Source organism: Nocardioides sp. NPDC051685, from assembly GCF_044453405.1.
Taxonomy (GTDB): Bacteria; Actinomycetota; Actinomycetes; order Propionibacteriales; family Nocardioidaceae; genus Nocardioides.
Genome location: NZ_JBITCR010000013.1, coordinates 51,450 through 67,952 on the forward strand (window position 1 = coordinate 51,450; position 16,503 = coordinate 67,952).

At 66.5% G+C, this 16,503-nt stretch carries 18 protein-coding genes; 4 read left to right on the forward strand and 14 right to left on the reverse strand.

The window, feature by feature from the left end; genetic code table 11:
- Positions 1-68: 68 nt before the first annotated feature.
- Both ACIA03_RS26165 and ACIA03_RS26170 read right to left on the reverse strand, forming a co-directional pair.
- Positions 69-848, reverse strand: coding sequence for a DUF6612 family protein (locus ACIA03_RS26165; protein ID WP_396988038.1), 780 nt, complete (start codon positions 846-848; stop codon positions 69-71).
- Between the two features lie 64 nt (positions 849-912).
- The gene (locus ACIA03_RS26170; protein ID WP_396988040.1) at positions 913-1,386 is read right to left on the reverse strand and encodes an RDD family protein; all 474 of its coding nucleotides are present in this window, start codon (positions 1,384-1,386) and stop codon (positions 913-915) included.
- A 212-nt stretch (positions 1,387-1,598) separates the two neighbouring features.
- Between ACIA03_RS26170 and glnA the strand changes: the two genes are divergently transcribed.
- Both glnA and ACIA03_RS26180 read left to right on the forward strand, forming a co-directional pair.
- Positions 1,599-3,020, forward strand: a complete 1,422-nt coding sequence (gene glnA, locus ACIA03_RS26175) for a type I glutamate--ammonia ligase (protein ID WP_396988042.1) — start codon at positions 1,599-1,601, stop codon at positions 3,018-3,020.
- A gap of 587 nt (positions 3,021-3,607) precedes the next feature.
- A complete protein-coding gene (locus ACIA03_RS26180) occupies positions 3,608-3,952 on the forward strand; it encodes a hypothetical protein (RefSeq protein ID WP_396988044.1) in 345 nt (114 codons plus the stop codon).
- A 314-nt stretch (positions 3,953-4,266) separates the two neighbouring features.
- Here ACIA03_RS26180 and ACIA03_RS26185 read toward each other — a convergent pair whose 3' ends face one another.
- From ACIA03_RS26185 to ACIA03_RS26205, 5 genes are all read right to left on the reverse strand, one after another.
- Positions 4,267-4,446, reverse strand: coding sequence for a hypothetical protein (locus ACIA03_RS26185; protein ID WP_396988046.1), 180 nt, complete (start codon positions 4,444-4,446; stop codon positions 4,267-4,269).
- Positions 4,447-4,765: 319 nt separating this feature from the next.
- Positions 4,766-5,824 carry an acyl-CoA dehydrogenase family protein gene (locus ACIA03_RS26190; protein ID WP_396988048.1) on the reverse strand — a complete coding sequence of 353 codons (1,059 nt, stop codon included), beginning with the start codon at positions 5,822-5,824 and terminating at the stop codon, positions 4,766-4,768.
- Positions 5,825-5,871: 47 nt separating this feature from the next.
- Positions 5,872-7,026, reverse strand: a complete 1,155-nt coding sequence (locus ACIA03_RS26195) for an acyl-CoA dehydrogenase family protein (RefSeq protein WP_396988049.1) — start codon at positions 7,024-7,026, stop codon at positions 5,872-5,874.
- A complete protein-coding gene (locus tag ACIA03_RS26200; protein WP_396988051.1) occupies positions 7,023-7,829 on the reverse strand; it encodes a crotonase/enoyl-CoA hydratase family protein in 807 nt (268 codons plus the stop codon). The genes ACIA03_RS26195 and ACIA03_RS26200 overlap by 4 nt, the downstream gene beginning before the upstream one ends.
- Entirely contained in the window at positions 7,826-8,956 is a 1,131-nt protein-coding gene (locus ACIA03_RS26205) for a thiolase family protein (RefSeq protein ID WP_396988053.1), read from the reverse strand. The genes ACIA03_RS26200 and ACIA03_RS26205 overlap by 4 nt, the downstream gene beginning before the upstream one ends.
- Positions 8,957-9,050: 94 nt before the next feature.
- Here ACIA03_RS26205 and ACIA03_RS26210 point away from each other — a divergent pair, with 94 nt between their 5' ends.
- The gene (locus ACIA03_RS26210) at positions 9,051-9,815 is read left to right on the forward strand and encodes an SDR family NAD(P)-dependent oxidoreductase (protein ID WP_396988055.1); all 765 of its coding nucleotides are present in this window, start codon (positions 9,051-9,053) and stop codon (positions 9,813-9,815) included.
- 79 nt (positions 9,816-9,894) lie between these two features.
- On the opposite strand, the gene ACIA03_RS26215 is transcribed toward ACIA03_RS26210, so the two are convergent.
- From ACIA03_RS26215 to ACIA03_RS26240, 6 genes are all read right to left on the reverse strand, one after another.
- The gene (locus ACIA03_RS26215) at positions 9,895-10,329 is read right to left on the reverse strand and encodes a nuclear transport factor 2 family protein (RefSeq protein ID WP_396988057.1); all 435 of its coding nucleotides are present in this window, start codon (positions 10,327-10,329) and stop codon (positions 9,895-9,897) included.
- Between the two features lie 112 nt (positions 10,330-10,441).
- The gene (locus ACIA03_RS26220; protein WP_396988059.1) at positions 10,442-10,858 is read right to left on the reverse strand and encodes a hypothetical protein; all 417 of its coding nucleotides are present in this window, start codon (positions 10,856-10,858) and stop codon (positions 10,442-10,444) included.
- Positions 10,855-11,364, reverse strand: a complete 510-nt coding sequence (locus ACIA03_RS26225) for a MaoC family dehydratase N-terminal domain-containing protein (protein WP_396988061.1) — start codon at positions 11,362-11,364, stop codon at positions 10,855-10,857. The genes ACIA03_RS26220 and ACIA03_RS26225 overlap by 4 nt, the downstream gene beginning before the upstream one ends.
- Positions 11,361-11,780, reverse strand: coding sequence for a Zn-ribbon domain-containing OB-fold protein (locus ACIA03_RS26230; RefSeq protein WP_396988063.1), 420 nt, complete (start codon positions 11,778-11,780; stop codon positions 11,361-11,363). Before ACIA03_RS26230 ends, ACIA03_RS26225 begins: the two co-directional genes overlap by 4 nt.
- Before the next feature lies 1 nt (position 11,781).
- Entirely contained in the window at positions 11,782-13,002 is a 1,221-nt protein-coding gene (locus ACIA03_RS26235; protein ID WP_396988065.1) for a thiolase family protein, read from the reverse strand.
- Positions 12,999-14,702: a class I adenylate-forming enzyme family protein gene (locus ACIA03_RS26240; protein ID WP_396988067.1), complete on the reverse strand. Its 1,704-nt coding sequence runs from the start codon at positions 14,700-14,702 to the stop codon at positions 12,999-13,001. Before ACIA03_RS26240 ends, ACIA03_RS26235 begins: the two co-directional genes overlap by 4 nt.
- A 164-nt stretch (positions 14,703-14,866) precedes the next feature.
- Between ACIA03_RS26240 and ACIA03_RS26245 the strand changes: the two genes are divergently transcribed.
- Positions 14,867-16,114, forward strand: coding sequence for a TetR family transcriptional regulator (locus ACIA03_RS26245; RefSeq protein WP_396988069.1), 1,248 nt, complete (start codon positions 14,867-14,869; stop codon positions 16,112-16,114).
- Between the two features lie 4 nt (positions 16,115-16,118).
- On the opposite strand, the gene ACIA03_RS26250 is transcribed toward ACIA03_RS26245, so the two are convergent.
- Positions 16,119-16,274 (reverse strand): hypothetical protein, encoded by a 156-nt coding sequence (locus ACIA03_RS26250; protein WP_396988071.1) that lies wholly within the window; start codon positions 16,272-16,274, stop codon positions 16,119-16,121.
- Positions 16,275-16,503 lie beyond the last annotated feature (229 nt).

A 16,503-nucleotide genomic window follows, 5' to 3' on the forward strand; every position in this document is an offset into this window, starting at 1 on the left:
CCGTGCCCGGAAACGGCAGAGGGCCGGTCCCCGTTCGGGGACCGGCCCTGCTGCGTACGACCTGGCTGTCAGCCGCCCAGGTTCGGCATGTCCGTGACCTGATCGGCGGGCGGCGCCTCGATCGTCACGTCCTCGCCGTGCTTGGACAGCACCATCTCGACGGTGCCCATGTCACCCATGCCGACGTCGGCCTTGCGGAGCAGGCCGTCGCCGTCGACCCAGATGTCCTGGTCGATCGTCTTGGGCAGGCTGCTGCTCGTCGACCCGAGGCTCTTGGCGAGCGCCGCGGAGTCGACGGTGAAGCTGTAGTGCTTGGTGTCGGTGCCGTCGAGCTTCTCCTCGCCCTCGAACTTGGCGCTCTTGATCGACTCCTCCATACCTTCGAAGAAGGCGAGCGGGTTGCTCATCGACTCCAGGCTGGTGCCGCCCATCTTGGCGAGGTCGTCGGCGCTCGCGGTCATCCACGAGTCGCCCATCATGCCCTTGATGTAGATCTTCTCGTCGACGAGGATCGTCTCCAGGTCCATGTTCATCGAGCCGCCGCTCATCTTCATGGTGGAGTGCTGGGCCGGCGGCTCCTTCTGGATGTCACCCTCGCCGGTCATCGAGACCGTCTGGCCCGAGGCCTTCGCGTCCATCTTCGTGGTGAAGTGCGCGGTGTCGATGTCGGTGGCCTTCTTCATGACATCGGTCATGTCCTCGGCCGAGACCGTGCCACCCTCGCTGGCGCCGCCGGCCCCACCACCGCCACCACAGGCCACCAGGCCCGAGAGCGATACGGCCAGCACGCCCGCCACAGCGGCGCGGCGCCAGAGGCCACGTGGCCCGAGAGTACGGTTGAGCGTCATTGAGCTTCCCTTCGTGTTTGCCGCTGCCTGCGGCTGACCGCTCCAACCTACCTGCGGAAGGCGCTCAACTCACCCGACGAAACACGTGTCGATAGGTCTGAAGTGTGACGGTCGCGGTTCCGGCCGCCAGGTCGTGCAGCCCGCGCCGGTCGGGTCGGAAGACCAGCGGCGGTACGACGAGCACGATCAGGATCTGGCGGGCGATGCTCCGCAGCGGATCCGGCGGTCGAGCGTCCGGTTCGCCAGCGGTCACCCGAACCGTACGCAGCCGGGTGATCAGCTTGCCGAACGAGCCGCCGCCGAGCGTGGTGAAGACCGCGGTCTGCACGATGAAGACGACCAGGATCCACAGATTGTCGGTCGGCCGCGGGTCGACACCGGCGAGCAGCGACCCGAACGGCAGCGCCCGTACGCCGAGAAAGACCGACGCCACCAGCGACGAGGCGAGCCAGTCGACGAAGAGCGCCAGGACGCGCCTTCCCCAGCTCGCGGTGGGATAAGGCAGAGTAGGTGTCACAGGGGTGGCGGAACTGGTCACGCCAGCAAGGGTAGGCGGCAACGTCTTGAGGGATGAGATCGGGATGGTTGCCGTTCAAATCACACAACCTGTTACATGGCTGAAACATTTGCGACACTCCTGTGCAACCGTCCCTTCGTAGTTTGCGTGGCACGGTCGGGTCCATCAGGGTCCGGCCTCGATCGCGAGAGACCTATCTGGCTCTTCCCGCCCGGGTGAGCCAAGGAGGATTGATGTTCAGCACTGACGACGAGCTCTTGAAGTTCATCTCTGACGAGGGGGTCGAGTTCGTCGACATCCGTTTCGTCGACCTTCCCGGCGTTCAGCAGCACTTCACGGTGCCGGTGTCGTCGTTCAACCTGGAGCCGATGGCCTTCGACGGTTCGTCGATCCGTGGCTTCCAGGCGATCAACGAGTCCGACATGGCGCTGTACCCGGACGTCACGACTGCCTACATCGACCCGTTCCGCACCGCGAAGACCCTCGCGCTGATGTACTTCGTGCACGACCCGATCACCGGCGAGGCCTACTCGCGCGACCCGCGCAACATCGCGCGCAAGGCGCTGGCGTACCTCGCCTCGACCGGCATCGGTGACACCGCCTTCTTCGCCCCCGAGGCGGAGTTCTTCATCTTCGACAAGGTCGCCTACAACACCTCCGAGGGCGAGTCGTTCTACAAGATCGACTCCGTCGAGGCCTGGTGGAACTCGGGTGCCGACAAGAACCCCGACGGCTCGGACAACCTGGGCTACAAGACCCGTTACAAGGGCGGCTACTTCCCGGTCTCCCCCACCGACCACTTCGCCGACCTGCGCGACGTCATGGTCAAGAACCTCGAGGCCTCCGGCCTGCTCGTCGAGCGCGCCCACCACGAGGTCGGCACCGCCGGCCAGGCCGAGATCAACTACAAGTTCGACACCCTGCTCAAGGCTGCCGACGATGTCATGAAGTTCAAGTACATCGTCAAGAACACCGCCTGGGAGGCCGGCAAGACGGTCACCTTCATGCCGAAGCCCGTCTTCGGTGACAACGGTTCGGGCATGCACGTCCACCAGTCGATCTGGAACGCCGGCGAGCCGCTGTTCTACGACGAGACCGGCTACGGCGGCCTCTCCGACATGGCCCGCTGGTACATCGGCGGCATCCTGAAGCACGCCCCGTCGGTGCTCGCGTTCACCAACCCGACCGTGAACTCCTACCACCGCCTGGTGCCGGGCTTCGAGGCTCCGATCTCGCTGGTCTACTCCTCGCGCAACCGCTCCGCCGCGGTCCGCATCCCGATCACCGGCACCAACCCGAAGGCCAAGCGCGTCGAGACCCGGTTCCCGGACCCGTCCTCGAACCCGTACCTCGCCTTCTCGGCCCTTCTCCTCGCCGGCATCGACGGTATCCAGAACAAGATCGAGCCGCCGGCTCCGATCGACAAGGACATCTACGAGCTGCCGCCGGACGAGATGGCCGAGATCAACCAGGTGCCGACCTCCCTCGGTGCCGTGCTGTCGGCGCTGGAGAGCGACCACGACTTCCTCACCGTGGGCGACGTCTTCACCCCCGACCTGATCGAGACCTGGATCGACTACAAGACCAACGACGAGATCCTCCCGATCCAGCTCCGCCCGCACCCGCACGAGTTCGAGCTCTACTACGACATCTGATCCGGCACTTTCCAGCCTCTGTCAGTAGTCACCGAAAGCGGTGGCTGACCTGCGAAGACACCTCTCAACGTCTTCCAGCGCCAGCCGCCGCTTTTCGGCGTCTCGTCCCCATGATGTGCCCATGGACCACCTACCACAATCTCCCTCGGTAAGACACGACACCTGTCCCGCGCGGCGCGCTGGGCCGGGGCGCCTCTGCGATCTAGGCCCGTCGTCGGCTCGTTCAGGTTGCGCTGGAACCCGACCTCATCGAAACGCACGCCGCAACGAGGCAACGAGCGCCCGATCCGTGCTAGGCCTGGCACGGGCCTGGTTGATAGTCGGAAGGAGCCAGGTGTATCGCCCCACAGTTCACGATCTAGCACGGCGAGGTCGCCGGGAATGCCCAGGCAAGGCGGTCTATCACGCACACCAACATGTCGGGGTCTGCACGTGGGGCATGCGATCGGGCATGGTATCTCGCCCTCAATCTGCTGTAGCGACGTTCGACCCCGTCGACCCCTGCACCGTCGTGAAGTTCTCGACGCCTCGGGAAACCCTTGCGAACCTCGGCCAACCAGCACGGAGCGGATTGGATGCCCTGAACCTTGGGCACCAGCCATGGTGGTCCCGGAGTGCAGCTGATATGTAGCGGTCCCCTCGACGGTCAGCGCCACGACCACATCGCCGTCTCTATGGTCGCCGACACAGCCCACGTCGTCGTCAACCGAGCTCTCGCCAAACACGAACACGAGATCGCCCGCGAAGCAGCCGAGATCGCCATGAAAGCAGCCCCCTACGATGACATCCCCAGCCTCGACTTCTCCCGAGTCCTCACAGCCACGGGCCGTAAAGACCTCGCCGACGAGCACATCAAGAAACACATCTACAACCGCGACGATGGCGAGGGCCCCGCAGAGCCACCCACTCGTTCCAAGCGCGCTGCCGGTTAACCAAGACACCCGAGCTTCGTTCGACTTGGTTGACCCTGGACGTGCTTGCCGTGTGGCTACCGTCGCTATTAGCCACCGTTCATCAGCAACTGGCGTTCACATCGGAACTGCCGACACGCGTAGCCTGAGTGCCGATGGGATGAAGCTGGTTTCCGCGGGCGTCAGATAGCGAGTCTCTTGCTCGTCGACGACCGTCGTCTCCCGTCTGATGACTCGACCTCTACTTGGTTGCACGTCGGTCGGGACCGTAGCGTTGGCTCGTCTACAAGCTCCGCCGGTTCGGCAGCGTCTTATCCGTCGCGAATCCACCGACATCAAAGCCTGGCAACGTCCCTGAAGATGCCGCTGAAGCGGCCGATCGCCGGGCGCCCCGTCGACGATGACGATCGTCTCTGGTTCCCCTGCAGCAATCCTCCGCTGACCATTCTCGCTGCGGTGCTCAGTTGTTCGAAACTGACGTTGATCTGCTTGGTCTGGGTGAACCCTTCGATCACGCCGTCCAGGGAAACTCACGACAGATACCGGGCTGTTTGCATCCATCGTAGGGCTGACCGACGACCTGGCCCCCGCCCTGGTCGACGTGGACTCATCCGGGGACCATGCGGTGTCGGCATGATGGTGTCGGGATCGCCTACGCGCGGAGCGCGTGAAGCTGCCCGGTCTCGTGGCCCTCAGGCGTTGTCCAGACCCGTGGTCGTCTCAGGGGAAGACGTCCCCTGAGACGAGTTCGTTGGCTGCGCGGGAGGCTCCGATTGCGATGTCTCTACGGTTGGCGACGAGATCTTCGAACATGCGCCGATGTCTCGATCCTGACTATCGACTCGTCACCTGAGATGAAGCAGGGACCAGGTCCGACCACACAGGTGCGCTGCCACCCTCGACTGCGCCTGCGATCTCGGCGTCCCAGTGCTGCCCACCCCGGTAGTCGGAGCGCCACGCGAGCATCGCGCGGGTTCGTCGCTGCAAGGCGTGCTCGGCTGTCGTGCCCATAGCCCCTAGCACCTGATGCGCGTTGCGGATGACCACGGATGAGGCGTGCCACGCGACCGAGACGGCAGCGGCTGCTGACAGGCGCGACGATTCCGCCGTGCCGTGGTCGACCTCCCACGCTGCCGCATCCGCAGCGCTCGCCGCCAAGGTGGTCTCGACGGCAGCGTCCACAACGAGCCGTTGAACCGATTGGTGAGCTCCGATCGGTCGACCGAACTGCTCCCGCTCCACCGCGTACGCGGAGGCAAGGTCGACGCAGGACGCCATGGCACCGGTCAGTTGCGCGGCGCGGGCCAGCGCACCGCGCAGTTCGAGCGCCTCTGCTACCGAGGGGTCGATCCTCTGCGGCGTACTGATCCCATGCGTGTCGATGCGCACTCGGTCGACCCGCCGTCCGGACAGATCGGTCCCCTCTACGACGGTGGCCGCCGGATCGTCAACCGCGACCACACAGGCCGAGGCTTCATCGCCGTGCCTCCACACAGCGACCAGACTGTCCACGAGACCAGCCCACGGAACTCGAGCGGTGATCACATGCGGGTCACGAGGTGAGATCGGCTGATACGCCGCCCCCGACCCGATCCCGACGACCGGTATTCCAGCGTGCTCGGAGACCCAACGGGCTAGGAGATCGTGCTCGACAAGGGGTGCCGGAACCGCGTGACGGGCGGCAGCTCGAAGGAGCGCGACCGAGTCGACCCAGGTCCCGCCGGCCGTCGACGTGAGCTCGTCAAGTCCAAGACGGGCGAGATGTTGCCACAACTCACGGTCGAGAACGCCGGGCAAGCATGCGTGACTTGCGGACCAATCCGCCATGACCTCTTCAACCAGGGCGATGACCTCGGCATCGGCGGTGCGCTGCGACTGCGGCAGATGGAACATGGGAGGACTCCTGTGAGTGTCGATGTTGCTGACCGGCCGGGCCCGGGCTACCGCAGACCAAGTGCACGGGCCTGGATGCCGCGGAGGATCTCGTTGGTGCCACCGCGCAGCGTGAACCCGGCACGAGCCAACAGGCCCGCGTCGAGCAGGGCACACAGTCGGCCGAGGGCAGGATCGGAGCCGTCGACGACGGCGGCAATGTGCTCGAGGATGTCGCCCTCAAGGCTCGAACCCGTCAGCTTGACCGCAGTGGAGAGCTCGTCCGCGGCGGTGCCTGCGGTGAGCGCTTCAGCCACCGAGGTCGATGCGTGATGCAGGGCCATCAACCGTGCTAGGTCTCTCCCGAGCTCTGGCGGGCGCGTGAGCTGGCCCGATCGGATCATCGCGACGGCCTCCTCCAGGACAGGCTGGACCGAGAGGAAACGCTCCGGACCACTGCGCTCGAAGCCCAGCTCGGAGACGACCTGCCGCCAGCCCTCGCCGAGCGCGCCCACGACGTCACGGTCGGGCACGAACACGTCTTCGAAGACCACCTCGTTGAAGTCGTGCGCACCGTTCATCGAAATGATCGGGCTGATCTGGATCCCGGGGGCCGCAAGGTCGATCAGCACCTGGCTCAAGCCTTGATGCCTCTCGGAGCCAGCCGTGGTCCGCACCAGGACCAGAATGAGATCCGCCCGATGGGCGTGGGAGGTCCACACCTTCCTGCCGTTGATCAGCCAGCCGCCCTCGACTCGACGGCCACGGGTGCGCACCGAGGCCAGGTCTGAGCCCGACTCGGGCTCGGACATGCCGATCGAGAAGCTGGTGGTGCCGGCGGCGATGCCGGGCAGGATCCGGCGACGTTGCTCCTCGTTCCCGTGGCGCAGCAGGCTGGGGGCGATCTGTCGGTCTGCGAACCAGTGTGCTGCGACCGGCGCACCCGCGGCGAGCAGTTCCTCGGTGACCACGAACCGCTCGAGGAACGTCCTGCCCAGCCCGCCGTACTCGACGGGAATCGTCATCCCGACCAGACCTGCAGCCGCGGCTCGGCGGCTGAAGTCGCGGTCGAACCCACCCATCCAGCCGTCGACCTGAGGGGTGAAGCCGCCGCGGAGCAGCTCCTCGGCCACGAAGTCCCGGACGTATTGCCGCATGGCCTGGAGATCTCCCGGTGGCGGCAGCACGCGCTCAGGGGAGCTGGGAAGCGAGGATCCCGTCATGACGTACGCACCTCGTCCGGTGACCTACGGCCCACGGCCTCGCGGTGCTCGGAGTTCTGGTGGGCGATCGCCTGAGCGGCCCCGGCCACCGTCAGGGCGTCACCGAATCGCTGGTGCTCGGCGTCGCGCAGCAGCCGCTTGGCGGTCCGGACAGCACGCGGCGGGTTCACCGCGATCCGGTTCGCCAACGACAGTGCACGGTCAAGCAGCTCGTCCGGTTCGCAGACCTCGCTCACCAAGCCCCACTCCAGCGCCTGCGCGGCGTCCACGGCGTCGCCGGTCAGTGTCATCTCCGCGGCCCGCGCCGGACCGACAGCGCGCCGCAACAGCCAGGCTCCACCGTCACCAGGGATCAGACCGAGCTTGACGAAGCTCTCAGCAAATGATGCGCGTGTCGAGGCCACCCGAAGGTCGCACATCATGGCGAGGTCGCACCCGGCGCCGACGGCTGGCCCGTTCACGGCGGCGACGATGGGCAGCTCCAGGCCCTGCACGGCGCGGGCAAGCCGCTGGATGCCGTCGCGATACCCCTGGGCTGCCTCGAACGGAGCTGCACCGAAGTACCCGAGTCCGGCTCGGATCTCCTTGATGTTGCCACCGGCGGAGAACGCGGGCCCCTCCCCCGTGAGTACGACACATCGCACCTCGGGGTCACGCTCGGCGGCGTCGACCGCGGCCACCATCGCTGTGACCATGTCGGGCCCGGTAATGGGGTTGCGTTGCTCGGGAAGAGCCATGGTCCACACCTCGATGTGCCCGTCGCGCACGACCCGCAACGGCCCGACGTCGCTCGCGCCCGTCATCGCGCCGCCCGGAGGATCGTGGCGGTGCCGAGTCCGCCCCCGCAGCACATCGTCACGAGGGCCCGCTCGTGGCCCGCGACGCCTAGTTCCGTGGCAGCCGTGAGGATCAGGCGGGCGCCACTGGCGCCGACCGGGTGGCCGAGGGCGATAGCGCCGCCATTCACATTCACCGACTCCAGAGGACGGTCGAACTCGTCGAGCCATGCGCCGAGCACGCTTGCGAACGCTTCGTTGACCTCGACCACGCCGATGTCGTCCAGACCCAGACCTGAGCGCTTCAGGATCGTGGCGGTGGCGGGGATGGGTCCGGTGAGCTTGATGACTGGATCGACGCCGACCAGCACCTGGTGCTCGATCTCTGCCAGCGGGGCGAGGCCTCGCCTCGCGGCGTATGCCTCCGATACGACGACCACGCAGGCCGCCCCGTCGGAGACCTGGGACGAGTTGCCCGCGGTGAGTACGCCGTCCTCGGCGAAGACCGGTGACAGCGCCGCGAGCGATTCCGCTGTCGACGGCCGCGGTCCCTCGTCGGTCTCGACGTCGCCCACCGCCAGGATCTCGGCGGCCAGCCGACCCCCAGCGATGGCGGCGGCAGCGCGCTGCTGCGAGGCGACGGCGATCTCGTCGCAACGCTGTCGGTCCAGCCCCCATCGGGTGGCGATGCGCTCAGCAGCCTCGCCTTGGCTGGTGACTTCGTAGATCGCCCGGTAGGGCGCTGCGTACGGGTCGCCCATGCCGGTTCCGACGTCTTGGCCGAGCGGGTGGCTGCTCATGTGCTCGACGCCGTTGCACACCACGACGTCGGCCTGGCCGCTGGCCACGAGCGCTGCGCCCAGGTGGACCGCCTGCTGACTGGAGCCGCACTTGGCGTCGACCGTCGTGGCCGCTACCTCCGCGGGCAGGCCCGCTGTCAGCCACGCGGTGCGTCCCACGTTGTTGGCCTGGTCGCCCGCGGTCGTCACGCATCCCGTCAGGACCTGGTCGACCTCGCGTGGGTCGATGTCGAGCACCTCGAGCGTCGACCGGGTCAGGCGCCCCAGCAACTCCGCAGGGTGCTCCCCTGCAAGTCGTCCTCTGCGTCGACCGAACGGTGTACGCCGCCCGCCGAGAAGCATTGCGGATCCCATGCCACCTCTTCACCTGATAGGGTACTGATCGGACAGTATACTACTAGAGTTCGGCCCGGCCGTCCACCGGGCCGGCATGCAGGGAGAATCGAGCATGAGCGTTTCCATCGATCTGGCCGGGCGAAGTGCCGTCGTGACCGGCGCAACCTCAGGCATCGGAAGGGCGATCGCCCGTGCACTGGCCGACGCCGGCGCCGCGGTCGCGGTTGTCGGTCATGACGCGCGCGAAGCCGTCGAAACCGCGGACTCGATCAGCGCTGCCACGGGCAGTCGAGCGACGGGCCACGGCGTCGACATTCAGGACAATTCAGCCGTCCTGGGCCTTCGTGACGAGGTGTTGCGCCAACACTCGAGGGTCGACATCCTCGTCAACTGCGCCGGGGTCGATCGCTTCGGCCCCTTTCTGGAGAACACCGCGGACGTGTGGCCACTCCTGATCGACGTCAACTACCGCGGTCCGGTTCAGGTGACCCATGCGTTCTTGACGGCGATGGTGACCGAAGGCGCGGGAGGCACCATCGTGAACATCGCGAGCGATGCCGGCCGGGTGGGCAACTCCGGCGAGAGCGTCTACGCGGGCACGAAAGGCGCGATGATCTCGTTCACCAAGTCCCTCGCGCGCGAGGTGGCGCGCTACGGGATCAACGTCAATTGTGTGTGCCCTGGGCCGACGCGGACCCCGCTCCTCGCCGACCTCCCGCAGCACAAGCGCGAAGCCCTCGCCCGGGCGACCCCCATGGGGCGCATCGCCGAACCAGAGGACATCGCCGGGGCGGCACTGTGGTTCGCCTCGGACCTGGCCGGTTTCGTCACCGGCCAGGTGCTCAGCGTGAGCGGCGGGCTCACGATGGTCGGTTGACCAGACCCTGGAGCGGGGCCCGTGGGCACAGTTCGCCGACAACGCGGAGCACTGTGCTCACGGGACTTCCCCACACCCCTCAGCCGTCAGCGCGCGCTGCGGCATTCGCTGCGAGCACCTCGTTCATTCGCTGCGTGTCGAGGTAGAAGGGCCGACACTCGACGACCTTGCCATCTCGCACGAGCCACCACTCCGAGATCTCGAAGACAGCCCTGTCCGGCCCGGCCGCCTTGACCGAGACGAGGGCGGCGACGCGCTCGTCGCCATCGGCCACCAGCTCCGCCACCTCCAGCGTCGACCAGTCGTAGTGTTCGGCGAGCTGACCGATGCACCCCAGGACCGACTCCCGCCCTCGGTAGGTGCCGCCGACCGCCAAGGAGTCGGCTTCGACCAGCACCATGTCCTCAGCACATTGGGCAAGGAACGTCGCGATATCACCCGATGCCACCGCGTCGTAGACACGCTGCACGACTTCCTTGTTGGCCTGTCGGACCTCGGCTGCCTGAAGACTCATTTCCACTCCTCTTGTTGAAAGCATTACAGGGGATCCTGACCAGTCAGGATCCCCTGTAGCGTAACTCACATTTTCTCGGCTGTACACAAGGAGGCCGAGGAGGACGTGCAGGTCAGGAGCTTTGAAGCACGACTATCTGACCCTCGGCCAACACGGTGTCGTCGCGCCTGCAGGTGACGGCGATGACTACCCGCGAACCGGGCTCCGCGGGCGACACATCCTGCACCTCGGCACGGCAGATGAGCTCTTGGCCGACGTGCGCGATGGCGCGGTTGCTGATGGCAACCGACTCGACGCGCGCTCGGGGTCCCGCCCAGTCGGTCACCTGCCGCACCATCAGGGCTGTCTGCAGAGGTCCTTGCACCACGAGGCCGGGATATCCCTCCCGGTCCCGCGCCCAGGACAGGTCGTAATGGATGCGATGAGGGTTGTGGGTAGCCGCGCTGAAGGCGAATGCCTGAACCTCGCCCACGCGCGTCACCAGCTCCGGGAGCGCGTCTCCGGGCTGAACACTTGCCGCCGCACTCATCGCGCCACCAGGGAGAACGTCGTCTCGGCCACGTGCTCGCCCGCGCCGGCGCGGTACGTCGTTGTCCACGTCGCAAGGAGGAAGTCCCCCGAGCGGCCGCGCTTGGCCACGACTTCGCTCAGCACCCGCTCCGCGGTCAGGTGCTCTCCGTCCAAGACCACTCGCGCGTAGGTCAAGCGATCCCCGCCCGCCATTCGTCGAGCCGGGAGGCCCGGCAGGTCGTACTCCGGCACACTGCCGTCCTCACGAAGGTCCGCGAGTGCTTTGAGCGGCCGGACGACCATGGGCAGGAACATCGGCGGCATCACCAGGGCGTCGTAGCCGGCCGCGCGAGCCGCGTCGAGATCAAAGTAGAGCCGGTTGGTCTCACCCACGGCAAGGGCCCATCGCTGGAAGTCGCGCGCTCTTACCTGTCCCTCCCCCGTCCATGTGGTTGTCCCGATCAGCTCGAACAGCTGCCGTGGCACTTCGAGCGGGGGCGGGTCGACGCTGATCTCGGTCTTCATTCGTGCTCCTCGGATGTGTAGTGCAGCAGAGTGACTCCGTCGCGCTGGACGAAGACCGGCCGGACTCGAAGCCCGACTCGGACCTTCTCGGGCGCCACCCCGACCAACTCGGTCGCCACATGCGGGCCCTCGTCCCAACGCACGACGGCTATGACCTGGGGCAGCTCGTCAGCCCAGGCCGGCATGGTGGGCCGGTGGCTGATCGTGAACGTGTAGACCTCGCCGGCGCCGGAGATCTGGCGCCACTCGAGGTCGTCTGCCAGGCTCCCCGGTGCGAACGCGCGAGGGTAGAAGACCCAGGCTTGCGTCGAGGGCGAGTACTGGATCCAGATCTCGCCACTCTCGAGACCCTCCCAATAGCGGGCCGAGACGTCGGTCGGCTCGGGGAGCGGCTTGCTGATCGCGTTCCCGGTCATGTCACGCTCCCTCCAGGATCAGCGCGACCTGTTCGCTCATGATGCCGCCGTTGCCGCTGACGAACGCGACGTCGCAGTTCGAGACCTGGTTCGTCCCGGCTCGACCGGAGACCTGGCGAACCGCGTCGCAAACGTGATGCATCCCGCCCGCGACGTGGGCCTGTCCGAACGAGAGCTGGCCGCCGACCGTGTTGCAGGGAAAGTCCCCGCGGAAGCTCAGGTCGTGTTCAGCGACGAACTTGGCGCCCGCCCCCTTTGGCGCGAAGCCGGCATCCTCCAGCGTCATCAGCACCGTGATCGTGTAGCAGTCGTAGATCGACACCATATCGATCTCGTCGCGACCACGGCCCGCCATGGCGAACGCCCGATCGGCGGCCTCGCGGATAGGTGTGTCGAGCAGGTTTTCGACATGGACTGGCGACTTGGAGCTGAGCCTCTCGCCGAAGCCGGTGACCCGAACTGGTCTGTGCCGTGTGCGGCGAGCGACCTCCTCGCTCGCCACCACGACCGCTGCGCCGCCGGCGACGGGCATCACCATGTCCAGCATCCGAAGTGGGTCGGACACCATCGGCGACTTCAGGGCGTCCTCGATCGTCAGCGGACGGTCATGGAAGATTGCCGGCTCGTACGCATTGGCACTGCGCCGCTGGTCGACCGCGATCTTGGCGAGGGTCGATGGCTCCAAGCCGTGCTCGGCGGCGTATCGCTGCGCGACCAGTGCGTAGGGAGCGTTCTGCGCCGCCAACCCGTAGGGAAGCTCGAACTCCGCCTGGGCCGACCCGAACAACGTACTGGACGAGCCGACCGATCCGCGTGCGGCGTCCGCTGCCAGCGGAGATCGCGAACCTCCCTGGCGCGAGGTGGCCGTCGGCCCGCCCGGGGTGCAGCACACCACCACGTCTGCGAGGCCGAGCTCGATCGCCGCCGCAGCGCGTCCCACCATGCCCGCAGCGGTGGCGCCGCCGAGGTCGACGAACTCCGCGAAGTCGACCGCGAGACCGAGGTACTCGGCCACAGTGGCCGGAACGAACTTCGTCGACTCGGCGATGGCCGTGGCACAGAGGCCGTTCACGTCTCGCACCTGCAAGCCCGCGTCGTCGACAGCTGCGCGGCACAGCCTGGACCACTGCTCCAGAGAGAGCACGGGCGGGGCCGTCGAGAGCTTGCGTGGTGCCAGCTCGACCATGCCGACGATGGCTGCGCTGCCCTTGAGGCCGCTCATGAACGACCTCCCTCGTACAGATCCTTGAGGTCCTGACGTAGACGGTATTTCTGCACCTTGCCGACCGTCTCAGGTACGGCATCGACGAATACCACCGCCTTGGGCGTCTCGTATCCGGCGAGCCGTTCCCTGGCGAAGGTGATGATCTCCTCCTCGGTCGCCTCGCATCCGGTTCGCAGGATGACGACGGCTGTCACGGCCTCGCCCCAGCGAGGGTGCGGCAACCCGATGACCGCGGCTCTCTGTACGGCCGGGTGCGTGGCGATGACCGCCTCGACGCGCATGCTTGCGACGTTCTCCCCTCCGCTCTTGACGATGTCCTTGTAACGGTCGACGAGGTAGCGCAGTCCCATGTCGTCCACCATCACGCTGTCACCGCTGTGGAACCAGCCCCCGCGGAAAGCCTCCCGGGTGGCCTCGGCGTTGCGGAAATATCCCGGCGTCATGACTGCGGAGCGGTACACAACCTCGCCTGGTCGCCCGCGGACACTGCGCCCCTGCTCGTCGACGACGTCGGATGCCAGCATCGGGCTGGGGACGCCGACGTAGTTCGTCATGGGAGCGGTCGCCCTGTGCACCTCCGGCCACTTCGACGGCCAGAAGCGGTGGCACACGATCGATTCGGTCTGCCCGAACACCCCGACGAAGGTCAGGTCCTCCCCTGCCTTGGCCTGGAAGCGCTCGATGGTCGACGGGTCCATCGCTCCCCAGCCGTAGACCACGACGGTGAGGGAGGAGACGTCGAACTCGGGATGTGCCTCCAACTCCTCGACAAGATCGCCCGCGAACTGGGGGGAGCCGACGAAGAGCGCGGTGCTCCGGTGCCCGTGCAGCGCGGATGCGACACGCGGCGCCGTCATGCCGCGCCCCAGATGGACTTGCCCTCCCGCCATCAGCGCTCCGAAGGGGAATGGCTGGTCGCCCACGTGATAGATCATCGGCAGGAAGACGGTCAGGCGGACATCGCACTCGTGCCGGAGACCACGTGTGAGCGACACAGCCATGCTCAGCGCGGCGACCTGCGTGGAGTGGTGCGTGATCATCACTGCCTTGGGCATCGACGTCGTGCCCGATGTGAAGAGCAGCTCCCATACGTCGTCTCCGTGGATCTCGACGTCGGGCTCGGTGATCGGCTGGGAGCCCACCCACGAGCTCCATGGCAACGACTCCGGGACGCACTCGCCTCCGCCGGTGAGAATCGTCGCCACTACGGGTACGCCGGCTTCTTCGATGACCGCCGCGACCCTCGGCCACAGGTCGGCGTCGACGACCGCCGCGGCGGGTTCGCTGAGCTGCACCAGATGCTTGAGTACGTCAGGTGCCAGGTTGACGTTCATCGGGGCCACGACCATGCCCGCCTTCGCCACGCCGATCTTCGTCACGAACGCCTCGATGGAGTTGTCGCAGAACATCATCACGCGATCGCTCGGTTGCAGCCCCTGCGCAGCCAGCGCGTGAGCGACCTGGTTCGCGAGCTGGTCGGCCTCACAGTTGGTCAGGGATCGGAACTGCGGCTCACCGCTGTCCCCTGTGAGCGCGACTTCGTTCGGATAGCTCCAAGACAGACGCTCGAAGACGTCCCCGATCGAGGTTCTCTCCCACCGGCGCGTCGCACGGCGCCCTCGCAGGGTGGTGACGTCGAACCCAGCATCGGGCTCGGGCGGCGACACATCGGTACGCTGGTCCTCAACGGAGGTCATGACAGGGCCTTTCTTCTGACGGTTTTACTTGAATGCCGTGGACCGTGACAGCGGTGGAACCGATCGCCAAGCGTTTCTCCACCACGCGTAGCCCCCGTCTCACGGTATCCTGACCGAACAGGATCACTCAGGTGGTCCACAGCCGAGTTTCGGAAGGTGCAGATATGGCTTCGGTCGACGACACACCGGTGGCTTCGCGCAGCGAACTGTCGACGGCGCGACGCCGTCGAGACATTGCTCGCGCCGCTACCGAGCTGTTTGCGAGCCGCGGGTACGGCGGCGCCACGATGGATGCCATCGCCGAAGCCGCGGGCGTGACCAAGCGAACGTTGTATCGCTACGTCCCGACCAAGCAGGACGTCTTGCCCCTCATCCACGAGCAGTTTCTCAGCGCAGCCGAGCAGCTGATACCCGCTTCCTGGGAGGGTGTCAGTGCTGAACGTGGCCTCCAGGAGTTCATCGAGGCGTACGTACGCGTGGTCGTCGACCATCGGGACGCGGTGCGGGTCTTCTTCGAGGAGGAATACAACCTGACCTCCGCCGCCAGGGAGCAGGTGATCAGTCGACGCGATGCCTTCGAGGGGCACCTCCGCCGGCTGCTGGCCGTGGGGGCGTCGAGTAAGACATTCCGCCCGATCAACCCGACCGTCGCCTCGGCAGCGATCCTCGGCTCGCTTGCCGAGACGTATCGCTGGTACTCCCCCGACGGGCTCTTGGGCGTGCATGACGTCTCCAACTCGCTGTGCCGCCTCGTCGTGGACGGCATTCTCGCTGACGACAGCGAGGATGCCGAGCCAGTTCTTGCCATGCCAGCGGACGTGCCCGAGCTCGAGGCCATCCCGACGATTCCCGGCCACGTTCTCGAAGCAGCCGTCAAGCTGTTCGCGTCCCAGGGCTTCCTGGAAACCAACACGCGCGACATCGCGGACGCCGCTGGCATCACGAAGAGCGCGCTCTTCTACCACATTGGGTCGAAGGACGACCTCCTCTTCGCGATCGCCGCCGGCTTCGGACAAGCAAGCGTCCAGCAGCTGCACGACCTGATGAGCAACGTGACCGAGAAGTCCGCTGTCGCACAGCTCGAGCGTGTCATCGTCGGCCACGCGAAGACGATGGGCGAGCGCAGCGACGAAGTCCGCGTATTCGTCGACCAGACCCGATATCTGAGCCACGAGAAGGCCGAGACCATCGAGAGGTTGCGCGCCGCCTACGTCACCGGCGTCGAAAGCATCATTGCCACCGGCGCGAATGCCGGGGTCTTCTTCCCGGTCAACACGAAGGTGACAACGCTGGCCATCTTGGGAATGCTGAACTCGATGCCACGCTGGTACCGCCCACAAGGTCCGTTGGGCCCTGAGGAGGTGGGCTCGATCTTCGCCGACCTCGTCATTCACGGGATCCACCTCGAGTGACCCTTCAATGGGCCGGTGACACGGCAACGACGTCGGACAGAGCCGGCGCACGTACGGCCGCAGCTTTCTCCTGCCGGGCGAGCTCCGCCTCGATCACCTTGGTGTCGTTGCGCGCCCGCGCCGACATCATCCTGGCTGCAGACTCCGTGAGCGTGCACATGCCAGGGATGGCCGGGTCAGCGGCGCACCCGGAGTTCCTCCGACTCTCCACGCGCGGTGTATCCCCTGCCGGCTCCCTGGCGGATCCTGCGAGCTTCAGACCCGCGAACACCCGCATGGCCGCATGGCCACACAGGTCGCACGACATCTCCTGCGGGGGTGGACTGGGCGTCCAGTGCTCAGCCAGTCCACCGCAGCCACGGCACCTGTAATCGACCAGAATCACAGCT